22 protein-coding genes are annotated in these 25,269 nt (G+C 67.6%); 16 read left to right on the forward strand and 6 right to left on the reverse strand.

Translation table 11 applies throughout. The features are described from left to right. The coding region (locus A3A5_RS0115035) for a bifunctional UDP-4-keto-pentose/UDP-xylose synthase (protein ID WP_018311387.1) at positions 1-551 on the reverse strand (551 nt) is incomplete at its 3' end. A gap of 44 nt (positions 552-595) precedes the next feature. Beyond that, positions 596-2,335 (reverse strand): glycosyltransferase family 39 protein, encoded by a 1,740-nt coding sequence (locus tag A3A5_RS0115040; RefSeq protein WP_018311388.1) that lies wholly within the window; start codon positions 2,333-2,335, stop codon positions 596-598. Positions 2,336-2,543: 208 nt separating this feature from the next. Between A3A5_RS0115040 and A3A5_RS0115045 the strand changes: the two genes are divergently transcribed. Both A3A5_RS0115045 and A3A5_RS0115050 read left to right on the forward strand, forming a co-directional pair. After that, the gene (locus A3A5_RS0115045; RefSeq protein ID WP_026200796.1) at positions 2,544-3,215 is read left to right on the forward strand and encodes a response regulator; all 672 of its coding nucleotides are present in this window, start codon (positions 2,544-2,546) and stop codon (positions 3,213-3,215) included. Further along, a complete protein-coding gene (locus A3A5_RS0115050) occupies positions 3,212-4,567 on the forward strand; it encodes an ATP-binding protein (RefSeq protein ID WP_018311391.1) in 1,356 nt (451 codons plus the stop codon). Before A3A5_RS0115045 ends, A3A5_RS0115050 begins: the two co-directional genes overlap by 4 nt. Positions 4,568-4,618: 51 nt before the next feature. Here A3A5_RS0115050 and A3A5_RS0115055 read toward each other — a convergent pair whose 3' ends face one another. Continuing rightward, complete coding sequence (locus A3A5_RS0115055) at positions 4,619-6,973, reverse strand: Tex family protein (RefSeq protein WP_018311392.1); 2,355 nt, start codon at positions 6,971-6,973, stop codon at positions 4,619-4,621. Between the two features lie 169 nt (positions 6,974-7,142). Here A3A5_RS0115055 and A3A5_RS0115060 point away from each other — a divergent pair, with 169 nt between their 5' ends. The 3 genes from A3A5_RS0115060 (at position 7,143) to A3A5_RS0115070 (ending at position 10,405) form a co-directional block, all read left to right on the forward strand. Next, complete coding sequence (locus A3A5_RS0115060; protein ID WP_018311393.1) at positions 7,143-7,934, forward strand: hypothetical protein; 792 nt, start codon at positions 7,143-7,145, stop codon at positions 7,932-7,934. 34 nt (positions 7,935-7,968) lie between these two features. Continuing rightward, on the forward strand, positions 7,969-8,172 hold the full coding sequence (locus tag A3A5_RS0115065) for a DUF465 domain-containing protein (protein WP_013956445.1): 204 nt from the start codon (positions 7,969-7,971) through the stop codon (positions 8,170-8,172). Between the two features lie 70 nt (positions 8,173-8,242). Beyond that, the gene (locus A3A5_RS0115070; RefSeq protein WP_018311394.1) at positions 8,243-10,405 is read left to right on the forward strand and encodes an ATP-dependent DNA helicase; all 2,163 of its coding nucleotides are present in this window, start codon (positions 8,243-8,245) and stop codon (positions 10,403-10,405) included. 83 nt (positions 10,406-10,488) lie between these two features. On the opposite strand, the gene A3A5_RS0115075 is transcribed toward A3A5_RS0115070, so the two are convergent. Next, positions 10,489-11,319, reverse strand: a complete 831-nt coding sequence (locus A3A5_RS0115075) for an outer membrane protein assembly factor BamD (protein WP_026200798.1) — start codon at positions 11,317-11,319, stop codon at positions 10,489-10,491. A 17-nt stretch (positions 11,320-11,336) separates the two neighbouring features. On the opposite strand from A3A5_RS0115075, the gene A3A5_RS0115080 reads away from it, so the two are divergent. Together A3A5_RS0115080 and pgeF are read left to right on the forward strand one after the other, a co-directional pair. After that, a complete protein-coding gene (locus A3A5_RS0115080; RefSeq protein ID WP_026200799.1) occupies positions 11,337-12,584 on the forward strand; it encodes an RluA family pseudouridine synthase in 1,248 nt (415 codons plus the stop codon). Between the two features lie 2 nt (positions 12,585-12,586). Beyond that, entirely contained in the window at positions 12,587-13,390 is an 804-nt protein-coding gene (pgeF, locus tag A3A5_RS0115085) for a peptidoglycan editing factor PgeF (protein ID WP_018311397.1), read from the forward strand. Between the two features lie 13 nt (positions 13,391-13,403). On the opposite strand, the gene A3A5_RS0115090 is transcribed toward pgeF, so the two are convergent. Then, positions 13,404-13,607: a hypothetical protein gene (locus A3A5_RS0115090; RefSeq protein ID WP_018311398.1), complete on the reverse strand. Its 204-nt coding sequence runs from the start codon at positions 13,605-13,607 to the stop codon at positions 13,404-13,406. A gap of 446 nt (positions 13,608-14,053) precedes the next feature. Between A3A5_RS0115090 and phaC the strand changes: the two genes are divergently transcribed. The 9 genes from phaC (at position 14,054) to A3A5_RS0115135 (ending at position 25,020) form a co-directional block, all read left to right on the forward strand. Further along, positions 14,054-15,823, forward strand: coding sequence for a class I poly(R)-hydroxyalkanoic acid synthase (gene phaC, locus A3A5_RS0115095; protein ID WP_018311399.1), 1,770 nt, complete (start codon positions 14,054-14,056; stop codon positions 15,821-15,823). A gap of 84 nt (positions 15,824-15,907) precedes the next feature. Next, positions 15,908-17,089 carry an acetyl-CoA C-acetyltransferase gene (locus tag A3A5_RS0115100; protein ID WP_018311400.1) on the forward strand — a complete coding sequence of 394 codons (1,182 nt, stop codon included), beginning with the start codon at positions 15,908-15,910 and terminating at the stop codon, positions 17,087-17,089. A 79-nt stretch (positions 17,090-17,168) separates the two neighbouring features. Further along, a complete protein-coding gene (locus tag A3A5_RS0115105) occupies positions 17,169-17,909 on the forward strand; it encodes a 3-ketoacyl-ACP reductase (RefSeq protein ID WP_018311401.1) in 741 nt (246 codons plus the stop codon). 436 nt (positions 17,910-18,345) lie between these two features. Beyond that, complete coding sequence (gene phaR, locus A3A5_RS0115110; RefSeq protein ID WP_010810130.1) at positions 18,346-18,897, forward strand: polyhydroxyalkanoate synthesis repressor PhaR; 552 nt, start codon at positions 18,346-18,348, stop codon at positions 18,895-18,897. A 304-nt stretch (positions 18,898-19,201) separates the two neighbouring features. Beyond that, positions 19,202-20,170 carry a tRNA-dihydrouridine synthase gene (locus tag A3A5_RS0115115; protein WP_018311402.1) on the forward strand — a complete coding sequence of 323 codons (969 nt, stop codon included), beginning with the start codon at positions 19,202-19,204 and terminating at the stop codon, positions 20,168-20,170. Positions 20,171-20,314: 144 nt separating this feature from the next. After that, positions 20,315-21,694, forward strand: a complete 1,380-nt coding sequence (gene rimO / locus A3A5_RS0115120; protein WP_026200800.1) for a 30S ribosomal protein S12 methylthiotransferase RimO — start codon at positions 20,315-20,317, stop codon at positions 21,692-21,694. A gap of 116 nt (positions 21,695-21,810) precedes the next feature. Next, positions 21,811-22,995 (forward strand): beta-ketothiolase BktB, encoded by a 1,185-nt coding sequence (gene bktB, locus A3A5_RS0115125; protein WP_018311404.1) that lies wholly within the window; start codon positions 21,811-21,813, stop codon positions 22,993-22,995. An 8-nt stretch (positions 22,996-23,003) separates the two neighbouring features. Further along, positions 23,004-23,630, forward strand: coding sequence for a hypothetical protein (locus tag A3A5_RS0115130; RefSeq protein ID WP_018311405.1), 627 nt, complete (start codon positions 23,004-23,006; stop codon positions 23,628-23,630). 166 nt (positions 23,631-23,796) lie between these two features. After that, complete coding sequence (locus tag A3A5_RS0115135) at positions 23,797-25,020, forward strand: cystathionine beta-lyase (protein ID WP_018311406.1); 1,224 nt, start codon at positions 23,797-23,799, stop codon at positions 25,018-25,020. Between the two features lie 6 nt (positions 25,021-25,026). Here the strand turns inward: A3A5_RS0115135 and A3A5_RS0115140 are convergent, their stop codons facing one another. Continuing rightward, complete coding sequence (locus tag A3A5_RS0115140; RefSeq protein WP_018311407.1) at positions 25,027-25,266, reverse strand: DUF2789 domain-containing protein; 240 nt, start codon at positions 25,264-25,266, stop codon at positions 25,027-25,029. Between the last annotated feature and the right edge of the window lie 3 nt (positions 25,267-25,269).

The following is a 25,269-nucleotide window of genomic DNA, read 5'->3' on the forward strand; positions in this document are numbered from 1 at the left end:
GCGCCGATCCAGTTGAACGGACGGAACAGGGTGTAGTTCAGGCCTTGCTCCATGCCGTAGGCGTGGATCACACGGTCCATCAGCTGCTTGGAGCAGGCATAGATCCAGCGCGGCTTGTTGATCGGGCCGTAGACCAGCGGCGAGGCCTCGGGGTCGAACTCATCATCGCTGCACATGCCGTAGACCTCGGAGGTCGACGGGAACACCAGGTGCTTGCCGTACTTGACCGCGGCGCGCACGATCGGCAGGTTGGCCTCGAAGTCCAGCTCGAACACGCGCAGCGGCTGGCGCACGTAGGTCGCCGGGGTGGCGATGGCCACCAGCGGCAGCACCACGTCGCACTTGCGGATGTTGTACTCGATCCACTCCTTGTTGATGGTGATGTCACCCTCGAAGAAGTGCATGCGCGGATGGTCGACGAGATCGCCGAGGCGGTCCGACGACATGTCCATGCCGTAGACCTCCCACGGCGTGGTTTCCAGGATGCGGCGCGTCAGGTGGTGGCCGATGAAGCCGTTGACGCCGAGGATCAGTACTTTCTTGCCTTGCATTGGATTTGACGAATGGCAGGGGAAATCAGGATGCGCCGGCGCGGCTAGCGCCCGCCGGCGAGGGGAAAGTTGGCGACGGCCACGCGCCGCCAGTCGCGCGCGACGACATGCATCGGCACGCGCGCGCTCAGTTCAGAGAATGCCTGCGGCGAGAGCAGCGCGATGGCACGCGGGCCGTGCTGCCAGGCATCGACGAAGGCATCGAGGGTCGGCAGCCACTTCTGCGGCTCCTGCCCGGCGCCGAAAGCGAGCTCGTCGGCCTGCGCCACCATGGTGAGCGGATGGCGCAGATAGAAGGGCAGGGTATGGTCGAGCATGCCGACGCCGTAGAGCGGCATGCCGGGGCGCAGCACGCGTTCGATCGGCGCCACCATGTCGATGCCCGAGGCGGAGCGGCCGATCGCCTCGTGGCCGAGCAATGCGGTGGAGAACGCCAGCAGCATGCCGAATGCATAGGCCGTGATGCTGGCCAGGCGGCCATGCCGCCGCAGCAGCCACAGCCCCATGGCGGCGCTGCCGAGCACCAGCGTGAATGCCAGCGCGGCCCATACGGCGTACGCGCGGTACAGCGCGTTGGGAGTGTTATTGGAATCCAGCGTAGCCACGACCGGGCTCGCCAGCAGGCCGATCGCGCCCACCACCAGCATCGCGCACAGCTGCCTGCGCCAGGATTGGTCGCCGGTCCGCGCCAGCGCTGCGCCCGCCAGGATCGCCAGTGCGGGAAATACCGGCAGGATGTAGCCGGGCAGCTTCGAACCCGACAGGCTGAAGAACACGAAGATCACCGCTGCCCAAAGCCCTGCCATCAGCGCAGGCCGGAACGGCCTGGGTCCATCAGTGGTCAACACCGCGGCACGCTGCCTGACCGCTCGGAACATGCCGGGGACCAGGCCCAGCCACGGCAGGAAACCGCCTACCACCAGCGGCACGAAGTACCACAGCGCGCCCTTGCGCGCATGGACAGTCGAGGTATAGCGCTGCCAGTGCTCGTGGATAAAGAAGAAGCGCAGGAATTCCGGATTGCGCTGCGCCACCAGCCAGTACCACGGCACCACCACCAGCAACATCAGCGCGATCCCGGCCGGCGCATGCAGGCGGCGCCACAGTGCCAGGTCGCGCGTCACGCAGCTGTACACCACCAGCACCAGTCCGGGCAGCGCCAGCCCGACCAGTCCCTTGGTCAGTACCGCCACGCCCATTGCCGCCCAGCACGCAAGCATCCAGTTGCGGCGCGCCGACGGCGTGGCATCAGGGTGCTGGGCCAGCAGCATGCAGGCGAGCACGCAGGCCATGATGCCGGACAGGGTCATGTCCAGCGTATTGAAATGCGCGGCGACGTTCCACATGGGCGCACTCGCCAGCACCAGTCCCGTCAGCAGCCCCGCACGGGCACCGAACCAGCGCCCGGCGGCCAGCATCGATACGCCCAGCCCGACCATGCCCGCCAGCGCCACGCACAAGCGCGCCTGCCAGTCGCCGATGCCGAACACTGCGTATGACAGCGCGGTGGCCCACATATGGAACGGCGGCTTTTCGAAGTACTTCAGCCCGTTGTAGCGGATCGTGACCCAGTCGCCCGTGCTCAGCATTTCGCGGGCGATCTCGGCATAGCGGCCCTCGTCGGGCCCGAGCAGGTGGCGCACGCCCAGCGTGCCGAACCACAATAGCGCGAATGCCAGCACCACCAGCCCCAGCGTGAGCGCGGGCACCCCTGCCAGGCGCGCGGCGGGCCGGGTGGTGACGAGACCTGGCTTGGCGGCGAGGCGATCGGAACGGTGCTGCATGCGGGAACGGCTCGGCGTGAAGGGAAGGAAAAGTGGCGCCGGAAGTGGCGATGTGCTGACGGGGGACAAGGCCATGTCCACGCCCGCGGCCCGGGCCGCGTTGAACGGGCGGACGCTTTTCAGGTCAGCGGAGGATAATGCGCGAACCTTAATGGCACATTAAGGCGGCGCATGCACAATGCCGTGATGCGTCCGGGTCACGTGGAACATGAGAATCCTTATCGTTGAAGACGACCCGATGCTGGGTGACGGGCTGCGGCGCGGGCTGCAGTTGCTGGACTATGCGGTCGACTGGTTCAGCACCGGCGCCGAAGCCGACCACGCACTCGACGTGGTCCACTACGACGCGGTAGTGCTGGACCTGGGCCTGCCTGGCGAGGACGGCATGACCCTGCTGGCACGCTGGCGTGCGCGCGGCTGCCGCATCCCGGTGATCGTGCTGACCGCGCGCGATGCGATCGACAGCCGCATCGGCGGCCTTGACGCCGGTGCCGACGACTACCTGGTCAAGCCGGTCGCGCTCGATGAGCTGGCGGCCCGGCTGCGTGCCGTGGCCCGCCGTGCCGCAGGCCTGTCGTCGCCAGTCTGGAAGCACGGCGCGCTGGAATTCCACCCGGCCGCGCGCCAGGCGTACTGGCAGGGCAAGCCCCTGGAGCTGACCAGCCGCGAAGCCATGCTGCTGGAGCTGCTGCTGGCGCACCCCAACCGGCTGTTGACGCGCGACTTCCTGCGCGACAAGCTCTATGACTGGCAGGGCGGCGTTGAAAGCAACGCGCTGGAGGTCCATATCCACCACCTGCGCCGCAAGATCCATCCGAAGATCGTGCGCACCTTCCGTGGCGCCGGCTACACGCTGGGCGCGGCCGAGGACTGCACATGACGTTGCAGCGCCGGCTCATCCTTGCGGTGCTGATCGCCGCGCCGGTGGTGTGGCTGCTGACCATCGGCATGACCTACGTGCGCGCCCGGCACGAGATCAACGAACTCTATGACACCGACATGGTGCGCATGGCGCTGCAGATGCATTCGGTGGTGCCGCTGGTGGACGTCGCCGCGGCGCCGTCGCGCACCCGGCTGCCAGAGCTGGTCGAGGGCGACCAGGGCGATGCCGGCCTGGGCGACCTTGCCATTGCCGCCTGGCTGCCGGACGGCAGGCCCTTGCATATCGATCCCGAGGGCGACCTGCTGCCGCGTGCGCCGGGTGTGAAGGGCTTTACCGACGTCAACATCGGCAAACAGTCCTGGCGGCTTTACTACCTCGATGATCCCGACACGGGCTGGCGCGTCTGCGTGGGCCAGCAAGTGGCAGAGCGCAATGAGCTGATCCTGTCCTATATCGCCGCGCAGGTGCTGCCGTGGGCAGCAGGCCTGCCGGTGCTGATCGGCCTGCTGATCTGGTTCATGCGGCGCGCCATGGCGCCGGTGCGCGCGTTGTCGACCGATATTGAAGGCCGCGCCCCCGAAGACCGCCGGCCGCTCAGCCTGCAGGCCGTGCCGGGCGAACTGGTGCCGCTGGTGCACGCCATGAACCGCCTGCTGGCGCGCGTGTCGGATTCGATCGAGCATGAGCGGCGTCTCACCGCCGATGCGGCCCATGAGATGCGCACGCCGTTGGCCGCGCTGAAGGCGCAGTGGGAAATCGCCGAGCGTTCGGCCGATGACGCCGAGCGCGCGCAGGCACGTGCCAACGTGGCTTCCGGCATCGACCGCATCAGCCGGCTGGTGTCGCAGCTGCTGACGCTGAGCCGGCTGGAAGATGCTGCCGGCCTGCCGTCGCGCCAGCCGGTCAACTGGGTCCCGGTGGCGCAGCAGGCGCTGTCCGACTGCCTGGCGCTGGCGCAGCAGAAGCAGGTCGACGTCGAACTGGAATGGCCCCCGGAAGGGCAGGCGCCATTGCCGGTGGCGGGTGACACCAACTTGCTGTCGCTGCTGCTGCGCAACCTGCTCGACAACGCCATCCGCTACAGCCCGCCGGGCGCGCTGGTGACCATCGATTTCCGGCCTGACGGCGTCACCGTGCGCGACCAGGGCCCGGGCGTCGCGCCTGACGTGCTGGCGCGGCTCGGCGACCGCTTCTTCCGTGGCGGATCGGGGCAACGCGAGCAGGGCCATGGCCTCGGCATTTCGATTGCGCAGCGCGTGGCGCGGCTGCATGGGCTGGAGATTGCATTCGCCAACCGCACCGATGGCGCCGGCAAGGGCCTGGCCGTGCGGATCGCGCACGGCGGCTGAAAACGACAACGCCCCGCACGGTTGCCCGTGCGGGGCGTCATGCCATCGGCCCTAGCGCTTGAGCTTGGCGAAGGCCGCGGCCATGGCGCCGGCCGGCTCTGCCTCGCGGCGGCCGCCGCTGAAGCCCTTGCCGCCGCCATTGCGTTGGCCGCCGCGGTCACCGCGGTCGCCGCCGGCACGCGCCGCGGCCTGGCCGGGCTCGTCGTCCAGGCGCATCGACAAACCGATGCGGTTGCGCTTGACGTCGACCTCCATCACCTTGACCTTGACAACCTGGCCAGCCTTGACCACCTCGTGCGCGTCCTTGACGAACTTGTTCGACAACGCGGAGATGTGGACCAGGCCGTCCTGGTGCACGCCGATATCGACAAACGCGCCGAAGGCTGCCACGTTGGTGACCACGCCTTCCAGCACCATGCCGGGCTGCAGGTCCTTCACGTCTTCCACGCCTTCCTGGAAGGTTGCGGTCTTGAACTCGGGGCGCGGGTCGCGGCCCGGCTTTTCCAGTTCGGTCAGGATGTCGCGCACGGTCGGCAGGCCGAAGGCGTCGTCGGTGAACTGCGTCGGCGACAGGCCGCGCAGCGCGTCGCGGTTGCCCATCACGTCGCGCAGGCCCTTCTTGACGTGTTCCAGGATGCGCTGCACAACCGGATACGCTTCCGGGTGCACCGAGGAGCGGTCCAGCGGATTGTCGCCGTCGTTGATGCGCAGGAAGCCGGCCGCCTGCTCGAAGGTCTTGTCGCCCAGGCGCGGCACCTGCTTCAGCGCGTCGCGGTTGGGGAAGGCGCCATTGGCGTCGCGGAACTCGACGATATTGCGCGCCAGCACCGTGTTCAGGCCCGACACGCGCGCCAGCAGCGGCGCCGAGGCGGTGTTGACGTCCACGCCCACGGCGTTGACGCAGTCTTCGACCACGGCGTCCAGCGCCCGCGCCAGCTCGCGCTGGTTGACGTCATGCTGGTACTGGCCCACGCCGATCGACTTGGGATCGATCTTGACCAGCTCGGCCAGCGGATCCTGCAGCCGCCGGGCAATCGACACCGCGCCGCGCAGCGACACGTCCAGGTCCGGGAATTCCTTGGCCGCCAGCTCCGACGCCGAGTACACCGAAGCGCCGGCCTCGCTGACCACGATCTTGGTCAGCTTCAGCTCGGGCATCTGCTTCATCAGGTCCTGCACCAGCTTGTCGGTTTCGCGGCTGGCGGTGCCGTTGCCGATCGACACCAGCGCCACATTGTGCTGTTTTGCCAGGCGCGCCAGCGTGGCGAGCGAGCCGTTCCAGTCGCGGCGCGGCTCGTGCGGGTAGATGGTGGCGGTGTCCAGCAGCTTGCCGGTGCTGTCCACCACGGCGATCTTGCAGCCGGTGCGGATGCCCGGGTCGACGCCCATCACGGACTTGGGCCCGGCGGGCGCGGCCAGCAGCAGCTCATGCAGGTTGCGGCCGAACACCTTGATGGCTTCGTTCTCTGCAGTTTCGCGCAGCTGCGTCAGCAGTTCGGTTTCCAGGTGGGGCTGCACCTTGACACGCCAGCACCAGCGGCATACGTCGCCCAGCCACTTGTCGGCCGGGCGGCCCAGGTTCTGGACGCCGACATGGCGCGCGATCATGCCTTCGCACGGGTGCGGCACCATCGCGTCCTGTTCTTCGCCCAGGCCCAGCTTGACCATCAGCACGCCCGCGTTGCGGCCGCGGAACAGCGCCAGCGCGCGGTGCGACGGCACGGTGCGGATGGTCTCGCTGTAGCTGTAGTAGTCGCGGAACTTCTCTTCCTCGGCGGTTTCCTTGCCGTCCATCACGGTGGAGGCCACCACGCCGTTGGTCCACAGGTGCTCGCGCAGCTTGCCCAGCAGTTCCGCGGTCTCGCCGAACTGCTCGGACAGGATGTCGCGCGCACCGTCCAGCGCGGCCTTGACATCAGGCACGCCGCCGTCGGCGGTGGGGTTGCCGTTGACGTACTTGGCGGCCTCGGCCTGCGGGTCCAGCGTGGGATCGGCCAGCAGCGCCTGCGCCAGCGGCTCCAGCCCGCATTCGCGCGCGATCTGGGCGCGGGTGCGGCGCTTGGGCTTGTAGGGCAGGTAGAGGTCTTCGAGCGTTTGCTTGGTTTCGGCGGCCTCGATGGCGGCCTGGAGCTCCGGCGTCAGCTTGCCTTGCTCCTGGATCGACGCGAGGATGGCCGCGCGGCGGTCTTCCATGTCGCGCAGGTACAGCAGGCGCTCTTCCAGGTTGCGCAGCTGCGTGTCATCCAGGTTGTCAGTCACTTCCTTGCGGTAGCGGGCGATGAAGGGCACGGTGGCGCCTTCGTCGAGCAGCGCCACGGCCGCGGCCACCTGGCGGGGCTGCACGGACAGTTCAGCCGCGATGAGCGAGACAATCTTTTGCGAGACGGATGCGGGCAGGTTGGACATCGGAGAGCGCAGCGAAAAACGCAGTCAGTCGAAAGCGGGGCATTTTGCCACAAGCGCGGGAGGTATCCGCTGGCACGCGCAGTGGGTGCGGGGCGGGCGGCGTCCCGCGCACGTCCGGAACGGGCCGGCGGGGCAGGCCGGGGCCCAGCCCGGATGCTAGAATCCGGTCATGATCGTCAAGTCCCGCCCGGCCGCCGCCAAGGCCACCATCCTGGCCATGCCAACCTTCGCCAACGTGCCTGAAACTTCCCTGTTCCGCTTCGGCCGCCTGGCTGCACTGGTCGTGGCTGCATGCGCCGTGCTGATGCCGCTGCGCGAGGCGCGCGCCCAGGCTTCCGCGCCCGCCGCGCCGCCCGCCGCCAACGGCCAGCGCGACTTTGCCGCCGAACGCAAGGCCGTTGAGGATTCGCGCGCCTGGACCAACTACCGCTTTGCCGCCGCCGAACGCGAGTGCTACGGCAAGTTCTTTGTCAACCGCTGCATCAACAACGCCAAGGAAGTCCAGCGCGAGGAGCTGCAGGTGCTGCGCAAGCGCGAACTGGAGGTTGGCGAGGCCGAACGCGCCCACCGCGCCGCCGAGCGCGACCGCGAACAGGCGCTGCGCCGCGCCGAGTTCGAGGCCAGCCAGCCAAAGCGCTCGGCAAGTGAGCAGTCCAGCCGCGAGGCCTTCGAGAAGAAGCAGCAGGAACAGCAGTTGCGGGAGGCGCAGCGCCAGGGCGAGGCGCCGCAGCGCGCTGCCAATGCGCAGGCGTACGAAAAGAAGCAGTCTGACTTCGATGCCCGCATGCAGGAGGCCCAGCAGAAGGGCGCCGGGCAGGCCCGCCAGCGGCAGGAGAACGTCAAGGCGTACGAGGCCAAGCAGCGCGACCTCGAACGGCGCCAGAAGGAACTGGAAGAGCGCCGCGCCAAGGCGAAGGAGCAGCAAGGCCAGGCGTCGGCGCCACGCCCGTTCGGCTTCTGAGGTCCGGCACCGTGACTGCGCAGCGGAGGCATAGATGGACAGCAACCTGAACACCCTGGAGCGGCGCATCATGGAGTTGCAGATCGAGCACCGCGACCTGGATTTCCTGATCGACCGGCTTGCCAGCGACGCCGTCCATGACGAACTGCAGCTGCGCCGGCTGAAGAAGCGCCGCCTCAAGCTGAAGGACGCCATTACGCTGCTGCAGCTGCAGCTCGAACCTGACGTGCCGGCCTGAGCGCATCCGCGCCAGGCTTGCCGATTGCCGCCGGCCCCGTCCGGTGGCCCATACAACATTCCCCCCTGCCTTGTCCGATCTTCCAGATTCCCCTGAGCCGTCCGAAGCCGTCAGCCTGACCGACGCCGGGTCGCCCGCGCCTGCCGCGCCCGCCGACGACGGCGCCAGCCGCGGCGCAGAACTGGCCACCATTTTTGCCGATACCGGCACGCTGGCCCAGGCCATTCCCGGCTACCGGCCGCGCGCCTCGCAGCACAAGATGGCCGAGGCCGTCGCCGACGCGATCGCGCAGAGCGATTCCGTCATCGTCGAGGCCGGCACCGGCACCGGCAAGACCTACGCCTACCTGGTGCCGGCGATGCTGTGGGGCGGCAAGGTGATCCTGTCGACCGGCACCAAGAACCTGCAGGACCAGCTGTTCCTGAGGGACATTCCCACCGTGCGCCATGCGCTGAACGTGCCGGTCTCGGTGGCGCTGCTCAAGGGCCGCGCCAACTACGTCTGCCATTACCACCTGGAACGCGCACAGGCTAACGGGCGCCTGGCGTCGCGCCAGGACGCGGCGTGGCTGCGCGACATCGGCCGCTTCATCAAGGAAACCTCCACCGGCGACAAAGCCGAGCTGGCGTCGGTGCCCGAGAACGCGCCGGTATGGCAGATGGTGACCTCCACGCGCGACAACTGCCTGGGATCGGAATGCCCGCATTACAAGGAATGCTTTGTGATGCGCGCGCGCAAGGAAGCGCAGCAGGCCGACGTGGTGGTGGTCAACCATCACCTGTTCTTTGCCGACGTGGTGCTGCGCGACACCGGCATGGCGGAACTGCTGCCGGCGGCCAACACCGTGATCTTCGACGAAGCCCACCAGCTGCCCGAGACCGCCACGCTGTTCTTCGGCGAGACGCTTTCCACCAGCCAGCTGCTGGAAATCGCCCGCGATACCGTGGCCGAAGGCCTGTCGCATGCGCGCGATGCGGTGGACTGGGTCGCGCTGGCCGCGCCGCTGGAGCGCGCCGCGCGCGACCTGCGCCTGGCCTTCAGCAAGGACAATGCGCGGCTGGCGCTGGGCCAGATCGAGGCCGACCGCCGTATCGCCGAGCCTTTCAACGAGACGCTCGATGCGCTGGACGAGGCGCTGTCAGACTTCGTCGAGATGCTCGAAAGCCAGGCCGAGCGTGCCGAATCGCTGCAGCAATGCCACCGCCGCGCGCTGGAGCTGGCCAACAAGCTGGCCGCGTGGCGCGCCGAAGCCGCGCCCGCGCCGGCACCGCAGCAGGCGGAGGGCGAGGGCGAAGCAGCCCCGGCGGTGCCCGCCGGGCCTGAAACCGTGCGCTGGGTCGAGGTGTTCTCGCATACCGTGCAGCTGCACCGCACGCCGCTGTCGATCGCGCCGATCTTCACGCGCCAGCGCGACGGCCAGCCGCGCGCCTGGGTTTTTACCTCGGCGACGCTGTCGGTGAAGGGTAACTTCACCCACTACGCCGCGCAGCTGGGGCTCGACAAGGACCGCTCGCTGACGCTGCCCAGCCCGTTCGATTACGCGAGGCAGGGGCTGCTCTATGTGCCGCGCGACATGCCGCAGCCGCAGTCGCCACAGTTCACCGACGCGGTGGTGCAGGCGGCATTGCCGCTGATCGAAGCCGCCGGCGGGCGCACGTTCCTGCTGTGCACCACGCTGCGCGCCGTGCAGCGTGCCTCGGACCTGCTGTATGACGCGTTTGCCGAGCGCGGCCTGAACCTGCCGCTGCTGGTGCAGGGCCAGGCCAGCCGCACCGAGTTGCTGGACCGCTTCCGCGAGCTGGGCAATGCGGTGCTGGTCGGCAGCCAGAGCTTCTGGGAGGGCGTGGATGTGCGCGGCGAGGCGCTGTCGCTGGTGATCATCGACAAGCTGCCGTTCGCGCCGCCCGACGACCCGGTGCTGGCCGCGCGCATGGAAGTGCTGCAGAAAAAGGGCCTGAGCCCGTTTGCCGTGCACCAGCTGCCGCATGCGGTGATTACGCTCAAGCAGGGGGCGGGGCGGCTGATCCGTTCGGAGTCGGACCGCGGCGTGCTGGCGATCTTCGATACGCGGCTGGTCGAGAAACCCTATGGCCGGCAGATCTGGCAAAGCCTGCCGCCGTTCACGCGCACGCGTGAGGCAGCGACCGTGGTGCGGTTCCTGGAGTCGCTGCGCGGTCCCGGCAAGGGGTCTGAGGCGGAGCCCGCCGGCGCCGGGGACGCGGCAGAGGACTGATCGCCGCGGGTGCCGGAAAAAGAAAAACGGGACGTATCCTCTCCGATACGTCCCGTTTCATTATGGCCGCCGGCCAGGCGGCGTCAGAACACTTCCCACCAGGCTTTGTCCTTGCGGCGCGCGCCGTACTTGATGAAATCGCTGTCCGGGAAATTGCGCTCCATCACGCGCGCGGTGTCGTCGCGCAGGTCCTTCATGCCCATCGCGTCATACGAGCGGTTCATGATGTACAGGGCCTCTTCGTTGGCCGGCGCGCCGTCGTAGTCCTTCAGCGACTGCTGGGCACGGTTGACCGCCGCCAGATACGCGCCGCGCCGGTAGTAGTAGCGCGCGGCATGCACTTCGTGCTGGGCCAGCGAGTTGACGATGTACTGCATGCGCAGCGTGGCGTCGGGGGTGTACTTGCTTTCCGGGTAGCGCGTGATCAGCGTATGGAACGCGTCGTACGCGGCGCGCGCGGCCTTGGGATCGCGCTCGCTCAGGTCCTGGCCCGAGAATCGGCCCAGCCAGCCCAGGTTGTCGTTGAAGTTGATCAGGCCCTTGAGGTAGTAGGCGTAATCGATATTGGGGTGGTTGGGGTGCAGCTGGATGAAGCGGTCCACTGCGGCCAGGGCTGCGGCCGTTTCACCATCCTTGTAGTTGGCGTAGGCGGTATCGATCTGGGCCTGCTGCGCATAGCGGCCAAATGGATAGCGGCCTTCGAGCTTTTCATACAGCTTGACGGCACGCGTGTAGTCGCCGCCATCCAGCGCATCCTTGGCTTCCGAATATAATTTGTTGGCCGACCAGCCTGCGGTCTCGTCGGGTTGGTCCGCGAGCAGGCCGCATGCAGACAGCATGACGCAGCCGCCTGCGAGCAGAACCGCTCCAATTGTCGTGCGCCAGCGCGCGCGTTTCATGCTCTGCAATTGCATGGGCAATCGTATCCCGGATGAAGAAAAATAGCGTCAAGCATTATAGCCCAAGCCCCCAGCCCAACTCCGAAGCAGGAGATGGCGTGGGAGGACTTCCACCAGAACGGGTGCGCGCAGCCGCGTCCGTGGCCGAATTCGAGGCCCATCCCGAGGACTTTGAAGACCTTGCCGAGACGCCCTCCGGCAGCGGCGCGCCAGTTGCCGAGCCGGCCGTGACCCTGTCGCTGGAGGTGGACAGCGCCTCGCATGGCGAGCGGCTCGATAAATTGCTCGCGCGTCACTTCAGCGAGTTTTCACGCAGCCGACTGCAGCAGTGGATCGAAAGCGGCGCGGTGCGCGTCGACGGCCAGGTGCGCCGGCCGCGCGACGCGGTGCAGATGGGCAACCGCATCGAGATCCAGCCGCAGGCCGCGCCGGAATCGTCCGCCTTCGCGCCTGAGGAGGTGCCGCTGGACGTGGTCTATGAAGACGACACCCTGCTGGTGATCAACAAGCCCGCCGGGCTGGTAGTGCATCCGGCAGCCGGCAACTGGAGCGGCACCGTGCTCAACGGGTTGCTGCACCGCGACCCCGCTGCCGCGTCGCTGCCGCGCGCGGGCATCGTGCACCGGCTCGACAAGGAAACCTCCGGGCTGATGGTGGTGGCGCGCTCGCTGACCGCGCAGACCGACCTGGTGCGCCAGCTGCAGGCGCGCACGGTCAAGCGCACCTATATCGCGCTGGTGTGGGGCCGCACCTATGACGAGGGCACCATCGACGCGCCCATCGGCCGCGACCCGCGCGAGCGCACGCGCATGGCGGTTGTGCATACCGCCAGCGGCAAGCCGTCGCGCACGCATTTCCGCACGCTGGCCACGGTGCCGCTGGGGCGGGGCTTCGTGTCGATGGTGATGTGCAAGCTGGAGACCGGCCGCACGCACCAGATCCGCGTGCATTTCGAGTCGATCGGCCACCCGCTGGTGGGCGACCCGGTCTACTTCCGCGCCACGCAGCGCGGGCAGCGCCCGGCGGTCCGCGCGCCGCTGCCGGTGCCGTATGAGCGCCAGGCGCTGCATGCGTACCAGCTCGGCCTGGTGCATCCGGCCACCGGCAGGCACATGTCGTGGACCGCGCAGCCGCCGCAAGACCTGCAGGCGTTGATCGATGCGCTGGACTTTGAAAGCGCGCAGGCCGGCGAGGAAGAAGAGGCCTGGGACGAAGTCTGGGAAGGCGGCGAGGCCCACTGGGAATACGCCGGCGGTGACGAAGACGGTGACCGGCGATGACGATGAGCGCAGCGCCTGATCCCGCCTGGCTGGTCCCTGGCTGGCCCGCGCCGGCGCGTGTGCGCGCGTTGTCCACGACGCGCCAGGGCGGTGTCAGCAAGGGCCCGTACGGGCTTGCCGGCGCAGCCCCGGGCGGCCTGAACCTGGGCACCCACGTTGGCGACGACCCCGCCGACGTGGCGCGCAACCGCGCACGGCTGGCCGCCTGCCTGCCGTCGATGCCGCAATGGCTGGAGCAGGTGCATGGCTGCGCGGTGGCGACGGTCGACCATGTGGCGGCACCGGGCGCGCCCGTGCCCCAGGCCGACGCGAGCCTGGCGGTGGCACCCGGCCACGTCTGCGCCGTGATGACGGCGGATTGCCTGCCGGTGCTGCTGTGCGATGCGCAGGGGACGGTGGTGGGCGCCGCGCATGCGGGCTGGCGCGGCCTGTGCAACGGCGTGATCGAAGCCACGCTGTCACGGATGCAGGCCGCCGCCGGTGCTGGCGCCCCGCGCTGGCTGGCGTGGCTGGGCCCGGCCATCGGCCCCGATGCGTTCGAGGTGGGTGCCGAAGTGCGCGATGCCTTTCTGGCCCAGGCACGCGCCGATGAGCAGGCCGCGGTTGCCGCAGCCTTCCGCGCCGGTGCACCGGGCAAGTACCTTGCCGACATCTATGCGCTGGCGCGCACGCGCCTGGCACGTGCCGGCTGCACCGAGGTCTACGGCGGCGACGCCTGCACCGTGGCCGATGCCGGTCGCTTCTACTCCTATCGGCGCGACGGCGTGACCGGCCGCATGGCCAGCCTGGTCTGGCTGGCGGACTGAGCCGGCCGCTGCCTCACTCGTCCTCGCCCCTGGCCGCCTGCGCGCGCTCGGCTTCGGCCTTGCGCCGCCGCCGGCCGGGCGTGCCCATGATGTAGAGCACCAGCGCCACCGGCGCCACGCCATACAGCAGGAAGGTGGCAACCCCTGCCACCACAGTGTGCTCGGTGATCGCCATCATCAGCGCCACGTAGAGCCAGCCAATGGCCACGATGTACATCAAACTTTCATCCTTCTCGCCTATGCTCTGTGGCCTCGGCAGATGCGAGCGCTGCATACCGTCCGGTAGGTCGGGGAGCGCGCAGCGCCGGGGCTGATTTCCGCATTGACAGCACGTGCGTTGCAAGGCAACAATGGGCTCAAATGTCTCGGAATCGCTGACGATTCCCAGGTTTTTCCGGCAAGCATACCGCATGGCGTTGCCATGCCAGGATGTCGCGCTTGCCGGATAAAAGGGGAGCCGCTATCGGATTGGACGCAAGCCACGGCCGCAGCAGGTGCAGTCGAGGCTTCCAGCCAGTTCCAGGGCAGATGTGCCGGCAGACCCTCCCGCTTTGGGGGAGGCGCAAGCCGGGTCCATTCGGATAGCATCTCCCCATGCAAAGTGCCGGCCAGGGCAATGCCCGGAGCCGGTTCGAATAGTGACGGCAGAGAGACAATCAAATCATGGCGACCGGCAAAGGTGCTGCAGCTTCCAATCAGGAAGGCAAGTCCCAACCATTCAAGCTCACGCCGGGGCCATTCGATCCAGCCACATGGCTGGAATGGTCCCGCCAGTGGCAGGGCACTGAAGGCAACGGCCACGCGGCTGCGTCCGGCATTCCGGGCCTGGATGCGCTGGCAGGCGTCAAGATCGCTCCGGCGCAGCTGGGTGATATCCAGCAGCGTTACATGAAGGACTTCTCGGCACTGTGGCAGGCCATGGCCGAAGGCAAGGCCGAGGCCACCGGGCCCCTGCACGACCGGCGCTTCGCCGGCGACGCATGGCGCACCAACCTGCCATACCGCTTCGCTGCCGCGTTCTACCTGCTCAATGCGCGCACCTTGACTGAGCTGGCCGATGCCGTCGAGGCCGATGCCAAGACGCGCCAGCGCATCCGCTTTGCGATCTCGCAATGGGTCGATGCGATGTCGCCCGCCAACTTCCTTGCCACCAATCCCGAGGCGCAGCGCCTGCTGATCGAGTCGGGCGGCGAATCGCTGCGTGCCGGCGTGCGCAACATGATGGAAGACCTGACGCGCGGCAAGATCTCGCAGACCGACGAGAGCGCGTTTGAGGTCGGCCGCAATGTCGCGGTGAGCGAAGGCGCCGTGGTCTTCGAGAACGAATACTTCCAGTTATTGCAGTACAAGCCGCTGACCGACAAGGTGCACGCGCGCCCGCTGCTGATGGTGCCGCCGTGCATCAACAAGTACTACATCCTGGACCTGCAGCCGGAGAGCTCGCTGGTGCGTCATGTGGTGGAGCAGGGGCATACGGTGTTCCTGGTGTCGTGGCGCAATCCGGACGCCAGCATGGCTGGCAGCACCTGGGACGACTACATCGAGCACGCGGCCATCCGCGCCATCGAAGTTGCGCACGACATCAGCGGCCAGGACAAGATCAACGTGCTGGGCTTCTGCGTGGGCGGCACCATTGTCTCGACCGCGCTGGCGGTGCTGGCCGCGCGCGGCCAGCACCCGGCGGCCAGCGTCACGCTGCTGACCACGCTGCTGGACTTCGCCGACACCGGCATCCTCGACGTCTTTGTCGACGAGGGCCATGTGCAGCTGCGCGAGGCCACGCTTGGCGGCGGCGCCGGCGCGCCGTGCGCGCTGCTGCGCGGCCTTGAGCTGGCCAATACCTTCTCGTTCCTGCGCCCGAACGACCTGGTGTGGAACTACGTGGTCGACAACTACCTGAAGGGCAACACGCCGGTGCCGTTCGACCTGCTGTTCTGGAACGGCGACGCCACCAACCTGCCGGGGCCGTGGTATTGCTGGTACCTGCGCCACACCTACCTGCAGGACGAGCTCAAGCTGCCGGGCAAGCTGACCGTGTGCGGCGTGCCGGTGGACCTGGCCAGCATCGACGTGCCGACCTATATCTATGGCTCGCGCGAAGACCATATCGTGCCGTGGACCGCGGCCTATGCCTCGACCGCGCTGCTGGCGAACAAGCTGCGCTTCGTGCTGGGCGCATCGGGCCATATCGCCGGTGTCATCAACCCGCCGGCCAAGAACAAGCGCAGCCACTGGACCAATGATGCGCTGCCGCAGTCGCCGCAGCAATGGCTGGCCGGCGCCACCGAGCATCACGGCAGCTGGTGGCCGGACTGGACCGCATGGCTGGCAGGCCAGGCCGGCGCGAAACGCGCCGCGCCAGCCAACTACGGCAATGCGCGCTATCCCGCAATCGAACCCGCGCCTGGGCGATACGTCAAAGCCAAGGCATGACGCTTGCATGAGGGCCGGCGTGCGTCATGCACGGCGCCGGCAGGCCTGCAGGTTCCCTCCCATTTCCATTGAAAGGACTACACAATGACTGACGTTGTCATCGTATCTGCCGCCCGCACCGCGGTAGGCAAATTTGGCGGCTCGCTGGCCAAGATCCCGGCGCCGGAACTGGGTGCCCTGGTCATCAAGGCCGCGCTGGAGCGCGCCGGCGTCAAGCCGGAGCAGGTGAGCGAAGTCATCATGGGCCAGGTGCTGACCGCCGGTTCGGGCCAGAACCCCGCACGCCAGGCCGCCATCAAGGCCGGCCTCCCGGCGATGGTGCCGGCCATGACCATCAACAAGGTGTGCGGCTCGGGCCTGAAGGCCGTGATGCTGGCCGCCAACGCGATCATGGCGGGCGACGCCGAGATCGTGGTGGCCGGCGGCCAGGAGAACATGAGCGCCGCCCCGCACGTGCTGCCGGGCTCGCGCGACGGTTTCCGCATGGGCGATGCCAAGCTGATCGACACCATGATCGTCGACGGCCTGTGGGACGTGTACAACCAGTACCACATGGGCATCACCGCCGAGAACGTGGCCAAGGAATACGGCATCACGCGCGAGGCGCAGGATGAGTTCGCCGTCGGCTCGCAGAACAAGGCCGAAGCCGCGCAGAAGGCCGGCAAGTTTGACGAAGAGATCGTCCCGGTGCTGATCCCGCAGCGCAAGGGCGACCCGGTGGCCTTCAAGACCGACGAGTTCGTGCGCCAGGGCGCCACGCTGGACAGCATGTCCGGCCTCAAGCCCGCCTTCGACAAGGCCGGCACGGTGACCGCGGCCAACGCCTCGGGCCTGAACGACGGCGCCGCCGCCGTGGTGGTGATGTCGGCGGCCAAGGCCAAGGAGCTGGGCCTGACCCCGCTGGCCACGATCAAGAGCTACGCCAATGCGGGTGTCGATCCCAAGGTGATGGGCATGGGCCCGGTGCCGGCCTCCAAGCGCGCCCTGTCGCGCGCCAACTGGACCCCGCAGGACCTGGACCTGATGGAGATCAACGAGGCCTTCGCCGCGCAGGCGCTGGCGGTGCACCAGCAGATGGGCTGGGATACCTCCAAGGTCAACGTGAATGGCGGCGCCATCGCCATCGGCCACCCGATCGGCGCATCCGGCTGCCGTATCCTGGTGACGCTGCTGCATGAGATGAAGCGCCGCGATGCCAAGAAGGGCCTGGCCTCGCTGTGCATCGGCGGCGGCATGGGCGTGGCGCTGGCGGTCGAGCGCAACTGAGAATCAAAAGGTATACCGGGCCCGCGCAGGTTCGCACGGGCCCGGCGGCAGATAACGAAGAGCCAATCAAGGAGTGGACATGACTCAGCGCATTGCGTATGTGACCGGCGGCATGGGTGGTATCGGAACCGCCATTTGCCAGCGGCTGGCCAAAGATGGCTATCGTGTGGTGGCCGGCTGCGGCCCCAACTCGCCGCGCCGCGAAAAGTGGCTGGAGCAGCAGAAGGCCCTGGGCTTCGATTTCGTTGCCTCTGAAGGCAACGTGGCTGACTGGGACTCGACCAAGACGGCATTCGACAAGGTCAAGGCCGAGGTCGGCGAGGTCGATGTGCTGATCAACAACGCCGGCATCACCCGCGACGTGGTGTTCCGCAAGATGACCCGCGCCGACTGGGACGCGGTGATCGACACCAACCTGACCTCGCTGTTCAACGTCACCAAGCAGGTGATCGACGGCATGGCCGACCGTGGCTGGGGCCGCATCGTCAACATCTCGTCGGTGAACGGGCAGAAGGGCCAGTTCGGCCAGACCAACTACTCCACCGCCAAGGCCGGCCTGCATGGCTTCACCATGGCGCTGGCGCAGGAAGTGGCGACCAAGGGCGTGACGGTCAACACCGTTTCGCCGGGCTATATCGCCACCGACATGGTCAAGGCGATCCGCCAGGACGTGCTCGACAAGATCGTCGCGACGATCCCGGTCAAGCGCCTGGGCCTGCCGGAAGAGATCGCCTCGATCTGTGCCTGGCTGTCCTCGGAGGAGTCCGGTTTCTCGACCGGCGCCGACTTCTCGCTCAACGGCGGCCTGCATATGGGCTGACCTGCCGGCCTGGTTCAGCCAGTCGGCAGCCGGCGCTGGCGCCCGCGTATTGCGGTGCAGCCAGCGCGGCGCACAAGGCGGCGGACGCTTCGTTTCGCCGCCCGTCTCGCGGGCCGTCATGGCCCGCGAATCGTTTCCGCCAGCGCGGCATTCCTCCCTTTTTGCGCCAATTCACCGGGTTTTCCTTAAGCCCCGTCGCTTTTCTTAGTGCCTTGTTGGGCATAGAATCAGGGCAGCGGCGCAGCCAGCACCATGTTCGTGCAGCGCAGTCCTCGCGGGGGCGAGGTTACAGGCCGCCACGCGCAGCCATGCGCGAACAGGCCACCAGACGGCCGGCACGACAACAAGCAGATGGCGCGGGCGGTACCGATTTGCGCACTGCACCCCGTGCGGTGCAGCAGCGCGCAAACAGCGATGACACAAGGACAGAGCACCGATGGCCACGACCAAAAAAGGCGCAGAGCGACTGATCAAAAAGTATCCGAACCGCAGGCTCTACGACACCCAGACCAGCACCTACATCACCCTGGCCGACGTCAAGCAACTGGTCATGGATTCAGAAGAATTCAAGGTTGTCGACGCCAAGTCTGGTGACGAACTGACCCGCAGCATCCTGCTGCAGATCATTCTGGAAGAAGAAACGGGCGGCGTGCCGATGTTTTCCAGCGCGATGCTGTCGCAGATCATCCGCTTCTATGGCCATGCCATGCAGGGCATGATGGGCACCTACCTGGAAAAGAACATCCAGGCCTTCATCGACATCCAGAACAAGCTGGCAGAGAACTCCAAGGGTCTGTATTCCGGCGAAACCTTCAGCCCCGACATGTGGTCGCAGTTCATGAACATGCAGGGCCCGATGATGCAGGGCATGATGAGCAACTACATCGAGCAGAGCAAGAACCTGTTCGTACAGATGCAGGAGCAGATGCAAAGCCAGGCCAAGAATATGTTCGGGACGTTCCCGTTCAACCAGCCGGACAAGAAGTAAAACACTGGCAGCGGCGGGCTCTGCACCCGCCGCATATCCGGCACGCTGGCTGGCACTCAGTCCGCGCTCCCATGCAGGCGGATGCCCGGCGCCGGCACACCTCCCCGAAAACCGCGACGACGCAAAGCAGGTAGAATGCGCGGTCTGCGCTGCCCCAGGCGCACGCAATCACGCAACTCTCTCCAGCGGCGGCTCAGTGTGGACTCGCCTTTACTGCGCGAATCCCGATGCCCTCCGTCATTCAATGTGCTTGTCAGGCGCCGTCCATCAAGGCCCGGCCCTCTGCTTTGGTGAAGGCTTCGCCATGAGCCGGCTGTTCCTGGCCCCCATGGAAGGGCTTGCCGACTACGTCTTGCGCGACGTGCTGACCGATACCGGCGGCTACGACGGCTGTGTGTCCGAGTTTGTCCGGGTGACGGGTTCGTTGCTTCCGGCGCGGGTCTACGAGCGGGATACGCCCGAAATCCTCGCCGGTGGCTATACCCGCGGCGGCACGCCGATGGTGATCCAGTTGCTCGGCAGCGATCCGGAATGGCTGGCACGCAATGCGGCCTATGCCGCGACCCTGTCGCCGCATGGCATCGACCTGAACTTCGGCTGTCCCGCCAAGGTCGTCAACCGGCATGGCGGCGGCGCGATGCTGCTCACGAACCCGGAACTGCTGAACCGAATCGTTGCGTCCGTACGCGCGGCGGTGCCGGCCCATATCGCCGTGACGGCAAAAATGCGGCTGGGCGTCTCCGATACCTCGCTGGCCATTGATTGCGCCACGGCGCTGGCCGAGGGCGGAGCGGCTTCACTTGTCGTGCATGCCCGGACGCGGGACCACGGCTACCGGCCGCCGGCCCACTGGGACTGGATCGCGCGCATTGCGGCTGCGGTGGACGTGCCCGTCATTGCCAACGGAGACGTCTGGACTGTCGCCGACTGGGAGCGTTGCCGGGCCGTCAGCGGCTGCGCCGACGTGATGATCGGGCGCGGCGCCGTGTCCGACCCTTTCCTGGCCTTGCGCATTCGCGGGCTGATGGACAGCGCGCCGTCGGACCAGGAGTGGCCGCTGGTGCTGCGCCAGATCGCCACTTACCTGAAAAAGCTGCATGCCCGTATTGCCTCCTGCCATGAGCATGGGCGCGTGAAACTCTGGCTCAGCTATCTCAAGCGGACATGGCCACAGGCCGCCGAACTGCATGCGGCCATCCGGCGCATGCAGGACTCGCTGGAGATAGAGCGGGTCCTGGAAGGCCTGCCAGGAGCCGCTGCCGCGCCGGAATGACGCGGCATTGCCGCGGCCTGGGCCACATGTGTGGAGTCAGGCGCCGAGAAATCATGGCAAACGGTTAAAATGCGCGATTGGCTCACCGGCTCCCGGCCTTGTCCCGCATATTCCGCCGCGCCTGCCCCACATTCGGATTGCACCGTGAAAAACCCTTCAGAATCAACGACCCAAAAAGACCATAGTCCGCGTGTGGGATTTGTTTCCCTTGGCTGCCCCAAGGCGCTGGTCGACTCCGAGCAGATCATCACCCAGCTGCGCGCCGAGGGCTATGCCATCAGCGGCACCTATGACGGCGCCGACCTGGTCGTGGTCAATACCTGCGGCTTTATCGACGAGGCCGTGCAGGAGAGCCTTGACGCCATCGGCGAGGCCCTGACCGAAAATGGCAAGGTGATCGTCACCGGCTGCCTGGGCGCGAAGAAGGATGCGGCGGGCCACGACATTGTGTCGTCGGTGCACCCCAAGGTGCTGGCCGTGACCGGCCCGCATGCGCTGGGCGAGGTGATGCAGGCGGTCCACACGCACCTGCCCAAGCCGCATGACCCGTTCACTGACCTTGTGCCGGCCGCCGGCATCAAGCTGACGCCCAAGCACTACGCCTACCTGAAGATCTCCGAAGGCTGCAACCACCGTTGCTCGTTCTGCATCATCCCGTCGATGCGCGGCGACCTGGTGTCGCGCCCGGTGGCTGAGGTCATGCTGGAGGCCGAAAACCTGTTCAAGGCCGGCGTCAAGGAACTGCTGGTGATCTCGCAGGACACCAGCGCCTATGGCGTGGACGTCAAATACCGCACCGGCTTCTGGAACGGCCGCCCGCTCAAGACCCGCATGACCGAACTGGTGGCGGCGCTGGGTGAGCTGGCCGCGCAGTACGGTGCCTGGGTGCGCCTGCACTACGTCTACCCGTACCCGCACGTGGACGAAATCATCCCGCTGATGTCGCAGGGCCATGTGCTGCCGTACCTCGATGTGCCGCTGCAGCACGCGCACCCGGACGTGCTCAAGCGCATGAAGCGCCCGGCCAATGCCGAGAAGACCATGGACCGCATCCGCGCCTGGCGCGAGATCTGCCCTGAGCTGACCATCCGCAGCACCTTTATCGCCGGCTTCCCGGGCGAGACCGAGGCGGAATTCCAGACCCTGCTGGACTTTATCGCCGAGGCCGAGCTGGACCGCGTGGGCTGCTTCGCCTACTCGCCGGTGGAGGGCGCCACCGCCAACGACCTGCCGGGTGCGCTGCCCGACGAAGTACGCGAAGAGCGCCGTGCCCGCTTCATGGAGGTGGCCGAAGCAGTGTCCGCGCGCCGCCTGCAGCGCAAGGTCGGCCAGACCCTGCGCGTGCTGGTGGACGAGGTCAACCAGGAGGGCGGTATCGGCCGTTCGTCCGCCGATGCGCCGGAAATCGACGGCCTGGTCTATATCGCGCCGCCGGAACGCCATTCCCAGCGCTATCGCGCAGGCGAGTTCGTCGACGTGAAGATCACCGGCGCGGACGGCCACGACCTCTGGGGCGAAGTCTGAAGTAGTCCTGCCGGACGAAGTTCGCTCAGGGAATAGTTAGGTAAAAGTACGGTCGTTCGTTTTCTACGGAACCCCGCTATACTGTGCGGTGCAACATAACCTCCTGGAGACAAGTCATGACGCGTGAAGTCGTAGTGGTGAGCGGTGTCCGTACCGCGATCGGGACCTTTGGCGGCGGCCTGAAGGATGTGGCGCCGGCGGAGCTGGGTGCGCTGGTGGTGCGCGAGGCGCTGGCGCGCGCGCAGGTGTCGGGCGACGATGTCGGCCACGTGGTGTTCGGCAACGTGATCCAGACCGAGCCGCGCGATATGTACCTGGGCCGCGTCGCGGCAGTCAACGGCGGCGTGTCGGTCAATGCGCCCGCTCTGACCGTCAACCGCCTGTGCGGCTCGGGCCTGCAGGCCATCGTCAGCGCCGCGCAGACCATCCTGCTGGGCGATACCGACGTGGCCATCGGCGGCGGCGCGGAAAGCATGAGCCGCGCGCCGTACCTGGCGCCCGCGGCCCGCTGGGGCGCACGCATGGGCGATGCCGGCCTGGTCGACATGATGCTGGGTGCGCTGCACGATCCCTTCCATCGCATTCACATGGGCGTGACCGCCGAGAACGTCGCCAAGGAATACGACATCTCGCGCGCGCAGCAGGACGAGGCGGCGCTGGAATCGCACCGCCGCGCTTCGGCCGCGATCAAGGCCGGCTACTTCAAGGATCAGATCGTCCCGGTGGTGAGCAAGGGCCGCAAGGGCGACGTCACCTTCGACACCGATGAGCACGTGCGCCATGACGCCACCATCGACGACATGACCAAGCTCAAACCGGTCTTCGTCAAGGAAAACGGCACTGTCACCGCCGGCAATGCCTCGGGCCTGAACGATGCCGCCGCCGCCGTGGTGCTGATGGAGCGCGCCGAGGCCGAGCGCCGCGGCCTGAAGCCGCTGGCCCGCCTGGTGTCGTACGGCCATGCCGGGGTGGACCCGAAGACCATGGGCATCGGCCCGGTGCCGGCGACCAGGATCGCGCTGGAGCGTGCCGGCCTGCAGGTATCGGACCTGGATGTGATCGAAGCCAACGAGGCCTTTGCCGCGCAGGCTTGCGCGGTGACCAAGGCGCTTGGCCTGGATCCGGCCAAGGTCAACCCGAACGGCTCGGGCATCTCGCTGGGCCACCCGATCGGCGCCACCGGCGCGCTGATCACGGTGAAGGCGCTGCATGAGCTGAACCGTGTGCAAGGCCGCTACGCGCTGGTGACGATGTGCATCGGCGGCGGGCAGGGCATTGCCGCGATCTTCGAGCGTATCTGAGGTTTGCCTTGCGCCTGGCTTTGCTGACGAAGAACCTCCGGACGCTCGGCCTGGCCGCCGTGCTCGCCCTGGCGGGCACGGCGCAGGCAGCGCCGGCGACCGAGCTGTCGACTGGCCCGGTGACCGCTGGGCCAGCCGGAGGGGAAGGCCTGGGCATCAACCAGGCCATTCGCGACGGCGAAGCCCGGCGCGGCGGCACCTCGCTTTCCACTGGTGCGCCAAAACCTCTGGCGCCGCGGCCGGAATATGCGTCACTGCCGGTCTACGTCGGCAAGGTCGGCGACCAGCCGGTGCGGCTGCGCCTGGGCCCCAAGCCTGACGAGCGCGACAGCGTGCGCGGCGAATACGCCGGCCGTGGCACCGGTGTGCGCCTGCTGGCTGGCGAGTGGGAGGACGGCGCCTTCCTGATGGAGGAGTCCGATGACGGCACCCGCGTATCCGGCAACTGGGAAGGCAGCATCGACGCCAGCGGCGCCGTGCGCGGCACCTGGACCGATGCGTTCAACCCGGCCATCGTGCTGCCGTTCTTTATCCGCCCGCTGGGCGTGCTGGTGATCCCCCCGTTCGACATGCGACCCAACAGCGGCGTCACCTACGCGCCGCCGCCGCCGAAGTCCTCGATTTCCGGCTGGTAAGCCGCTTCCTGGTGCCCGCAGCTGCCATCGCCGGTGGCGGGGCCGGCATTTGCTGGTAAGCTCGAAGGCTCATCGAGTCTCATTCCTGACCGTGCCGCGCTTCTGCCTGGGCGATACCGCCGGGGCAGCGCGCCGTGGCCGGCCAGCAGCCAGCAAGGAAACCGCCGTGTCCGATTCGCCATCCGACAAGCCCGCGTCCCCCGCCCATTACCTGCAAACCGTTGCGGTCCAGCCCGAACTGGAGATCGCGCCCGGCTTTGCCTCGTTTTCTCCCGCCACGCACCGCGGCTCCACCGTGGTGTTCCGCAACCTGGCCGAACTGCGCGCCCATGGCGACGGTGCCACCACCTACTGGCGCTATGGCCTGCACGCCACGCCGACCAGCGAGGCGCTGTGCCAGCACCTGGCGCTGCTGGAGGGCGCGCGCCACACGCTGCTGCAGCCATCGGGACTCGCAGCCATCTCACTGGTCTACTTCGCGTTGCTCAAGAGCGGCGACGACGTGCTGGTGCCGCACAACGTCTACGGCCCCAACCGCGACCACGGCGAGTGGCTGGCACGCGAATTCGGCGTGACCGTGCGCTACTACGACCCCATGGACGCCGCTGCGGTGGCGGCGATGATCCGGCCGGATACGCGCCTGATCTGGATGGAGTCGCCCGGTTCGGTGACCATGGAAGTGCCCGACAGCGACGCCATCGTCGCCGCGGCCAGGGCGCGCGGCGTGCTGACCGCGATCGACAATACCTGGTCGGCCGGCATCTACTTCCGCCCGTTCGACAAGGGCATCGACATCTCGGTGCAGGCGCTGACCAAGTACCAGTCCGGCGGCAGCGACGTGCTGATGGGCGCGGTGCTGACCTGCGACGATGCGCTGCACGACCGCCTGAAGCGCACCCGCATGCTGATGGGCTGGGGTGTTTCCGCCGATGACTGCCACCTGGTGCTGCGCGGGCTGCCGAGCCTGCCGGTGCGCCTGGCCGCGCATGACCGTGCGGCCCGCGAAGTGGCGGAGTGGCTGCACCAGCGGCCCGAGGTCGCGCGCGTGCTGCATCCGGCGCTGCCGGACTGCCCGGGCCACGCCAACTGGCGGCGCGATTTCACCGGTGCCAGCGGGCTCTTTGCCATCATCCTGCGGGCCCGCTATACGCGCCAGCAGGTCGATGCCCTGGTCGAGGCGCTGCAGCTGTTTGCCATCGGCTGGTCCTGGGGCGGCGCCCACAGCCTGGCCGTGCCATACCACGTGCAGGGCATGCGCCCGGCGGGCACCTGGCCGCCGGCCGGCTGGCAGGACACCGGCGAACTGGTGCGGCTTTATATCGGCCTGGAAGACACGCGCGACCTGATCGCCGACCTGCGCCAGGCGCTGGAGGCTACGCTGGCCGCGTAAGCGGTCTCAGGCTGGCTGTCTCAGGGCGAGATTGAGCTGGTCGACGATCTCGGCCCAGTCGGCGTCGTCCAGCAGCTCGTCGCGCAGCAGCGTGGCCTGGGCGGGGGTCCAGAACGGTGCCTCGGCCAGTTCGACATTGTCGGGCAGCGGGGCATGCGTGCCGATAAAGCTGCGGATGCTGGCTTCGTCGGAGGCCAGGCCGAGTTGGGCGAATAGTTCGGAAAACTGGTGGAAGGTCGATTCCATGGC

This window comes from Cupriavidus sp. UYPR2.512 (assembly GCF_000379565.1).
GTDB lineage: Bacteria > Pseudomonadota > Gammaproteobacteria > Burkholderiales > Burkholderiaceae > Cupriavidus.